The following is a 3,177-nucleotide window of genomic DNA, read 5'->3' on the forward strand; positions in this document are numbered from 1 at the left end:
CTGAACGCACCCGCCGAGCGAGCTCGTCGAGGTTGATGACCGGCGTCGCGGCAGGCCGCATGGTCACGCCTGGCTCGTCGTGGGTGCCACGCCCCAGGTTGCGAGCACCTCGCCGACGCTCGTCGCCACCGGGCCGGGTGGGGTGGACGCGGGTGTGCGGCTGAAGCGCGGGGCGGGCGCGGGACGCACCGCTCCCCCGCGGTCGGTGAAGGTCCCGCGGTGGGCGATGTGCGGATGCGAGGGCGCCTCGTCCATCGACAGCACCGGGGCGAAGCAGGCGTCGGTGTGCTCCAGCAACGCGCACCACTCGTCCCTGGTCCGCGTTCTGAACACGTCGGCGAGCCGGGCCTTCATCGGCCGCCAGCCGCTCTTGTCCCACTGTGTCGCCGCGTCGACCGGGTCGATCCCGATCAGCTCCAGCAGGATGCGGTAGAAGTTGTTCTCTATCGCGCCGACCGCGATGTGACGGCCGTCGGCGGTCTCGTAGACGTTGTAGAAGGGTGCGCCGGTGTCCAGGGTGTTGGTGCCCCGCGGGCCATCCCACGTCCCGGACGCACGCATCTCGTGCGTCATCATCATCATCAGCGCGGCCCCGTCGACCATGGCCGCGTCAACGACCTGACCGAGCCCGGACGCCCTCGTCTCGAACAGCGCGCACATCACCCCGAAGCCGAGCAGCATCCCGCCGCCACCGAAGTCACCGACGAGGTTGAGCGGCGGGACCGGCGCCTGTCCCTCCCGACCGATCGGGTCCAGCGCCCCCGCGAGCGCGATGTAGTTGATGTCGTGGCCGGCCGCCCGAGCATAAGGACCCTCCTGGCCCCAACCGGTCACCCGCCCGTAGACGAGCCGAGGGTTGCGGGCAAGGCAGACCTCGGGGCCGACACCGAGACGCTCGGCCACGCCCGGTCGGTAACCCTCGATGAAGACATCCGCGGCGTCGGTGAGCGCGAGCACCGCGGCCACCCCCGCTGGATCCTTGAGGTCGACGGTGACGGTCCGCCGGCCGCGGGCCAGCAGCACGGACGCCGGCTCGGCCTGCGCGCCGGGTGAACGGTCCACCGAGACGACGTCGGCTCCCATGTCGGCGAGCAGCATCGCGGCGAACGGCCCAGGCCCCTGGCCGGCGAGTTCCACAACGCGCACCCCTCGCAGTGGCCCGCCGGTTAATGTCCCGGTCGTCTGTTCCTCGGTTGCCTGTTCCTCGGTCATCGCCCGCCCATCCTGTCGACCCGCCCATCCTGTCGGCCTGTCGGCCTGTCCGGTGTCCGGTGCCGTGCCATCGGCCGGTGGCACGGCACGCTGCCCCCGCTCACGTGTTCACGTGTTCACGTGTCGCCGAAGACGGGCGCGCGCCTGGCGAGGAAGGCGGCCTCCGCCTCGCGGCAGTCCTCGGTCAGGCTGGCAAGGATCTGGGTACGGTTCTCCAGCTGCATCGCGGCGTCGAGGCTCGGGGCGTCGATGTTCTTCCAGAGCACCTGTTTGGTCATCCGGACCCCGAACGGGCTGTTGGCCATGATCGCCGAAGCGATCGACAGTGCCTCGTCCAGTACCCTGCCGTCGTCGACGACCCGCAGCACCAAGCCGTTGTCCCTGGCCTCCAGCGCGTCGATCAACCGACCGGTCAGCATCATCTCGGCTGCCGCCGTCGGCCCGACGATCCGGGGCAGGAAGTAACTGGTGCCCATGTCCGCGCCGGACAGACCGATACGCACAAAGGCCACGTTGAAGCGGGCGGAGCTCGCGGCGAGCCGGATGTCCGCGGCCAGCGCGAGGGCCAGCCCCGCGCCCGAAGCTGGGCCGTTGACCGCGGCGATGACCGCCTGCGGCAACTCGTGGATGGTTTTGATCAACTGAGCCGCCCGGGTCTGCCAGGCCATCCCGAACTGGATCCGGCCGAGATCCGACGCGGCGGGGTCCGCGCCGAGGTCGCGCAGGTCCTGCCCTGAGCAGAAGCCCCGGCCCGCACCCGTGATCACCAGGACCCGGGTCGAGACGTCCCGGGACAGGGCGTCGACGATCTGTTCGATCTCGTCGTACATCTTCAGCGTGATGGCGTTCAGCCGGTCCGGCCGGTTGAGGGTGAGGACGGCGACGCGCGGAGCCACTTCCTCGAAGCTGATGGTCTCCAAACTGCCGGTCTCCAACGCTTCAGCGCTCCTTCGGCCGGGACGACGCCGCCCCCACAACAACATGTGCGACCGGCCGTCCATGTCAGGGGGATGGCATCGCAACGGTGGCTGCCGACGCTACGCTTTCGCGTACTTGTAGTGCAATGCGTTTGATAGTCTAACTTTAAAAATGCAGGCTTCCGCCCTGATTGACAACGATCCAGCGTGCTGTGCTGACCGCCCTCCAAGCGTCTCCCTCTCCCTCTCCTCTCCCGCTCCCGTAGCTCATGGCTCATAGGAGGAAACGGCCCATGCCACCCGTCGCGGTCATGTTCACCTTCTCGGTGCCAGCGGACAAGATCGACGATGCGATCGGGATCCTGGGCGAGATCAGCGCGGCCATGAAGGCCGAGGAACCGGCCGTCCTGATGCACGTCTCCCACCAGCGGGCCGACAAGCCGGGTTCGTTCGCCTTCTACGAGCTATACCCCGACGAGACAGCGTTCAAGGCCCACGGCAAGGGTCCGATCATGAAAGCGGCCGGTAGACGGCTCAACGCCCTGATGGAACAGCCGGGCAAGGGCTTCATCCTCAGCCCCGTCACCGGCGTCGGCCTGCCCACCTCAGCGCGCCCCTGAGCGTCCCGACCCTCCGACCCTCCGACCCTCCGACCCTCCGACCGAGTTTTATACAAGCCTGCCTTGACAGGGTGGTATAAAACTACTCGTGACTGTGAGTCGCGAGCAGCTCCGCCGTGAAGCGGACAGGGCGATCGACGAGGTGCTCGCGGGACGGGAAGCGTGCGAGCTGGAGTCGCAGACACTCGACTTCAAGGAGCTGAAGCGTCCCGCGGGCAACGACCGCGACCTGCTGAAGGCCGCGGCTGCCGACCTCGCCGAAGCTGTGGCCTGCCTGGCCAACAGCCGGGGCGGGACGGTCATCGTCGGGGTGCGCGACGATGGGGCTGGGCCCGCGGCCATCGTGGGCGTACCCACCGACCTCGACATAGACGATCTTCGCCATCGAATCTGGCAGCACACGTCGCCATCCTTGGTAGTCGATATTG

At 68.4% G+C, this 3,177-nt stretch carries 4 protein-coding genes; 2 read left to right on the forward strand and 2 right to left on the reverse strand.

All coding sequences use genetic code 11. The features are described from left to right. Nucleotides 1-63 precede the first annotated feature (63 nt). Nucleotides 64-1,212, reverse strand: coding sequence for a CaiB/BaiF CoA-transferase family protein (locus MJ785_RS04700; RefSeq protein WP_239380086.1), 1,149 nt, complete (start codon nt 1,210-1,212; stop codon nt 64-66). A 116-nt stretch (nt 1,213-1,328) separates the two neighbouring features. Further along, a complete protein-coding gene (locus MJ785_RS04705; protein WP_239380087.1) occupies nt 1,329-2,132 on the reverse strand; it encodes an enoyl-CoA hydratase/isomerase family protein in 804 nt (267 codons plus the stop codon). Nucleotides 2,133-2,422: 290 nt separating this feature from the next. Between MJ785_RS04705 and MJ785_RS04710 the strand changes: the two genes are divergently transcribed. Next, nucleotides 2,423-2,749 carry a putative quinol monooxygenase gene (locus MJ785_RS04710; RefSeq protein ID WP_239380088.1) on the forward strand — a complete coding sequence of 109 codons (327 nt, stop codon included), beginning with the start codon at nt 2,423-2,425 and terminating at the stop codon, nt 2,747-2,749. Nucleotides 2,750-2,837: 88 nt separating this feature from the next. Continuing rightward, on the forward strand, nt 2,838-3,177 hold a 340-nt coding region (locus MJ785_RS04715; RefSeq protein ID WP_239380089.1), incomplete at its 3' end, for a helix-turn-helix domain-containing protein.

The organism is Protofrankia sp. CiT1 (assembly GCF_917627335.1).
GTDB lineage: Bacteria > Actinomycetota > Actinomycetes > Frankiales > Frankiaceae > Protofrankia.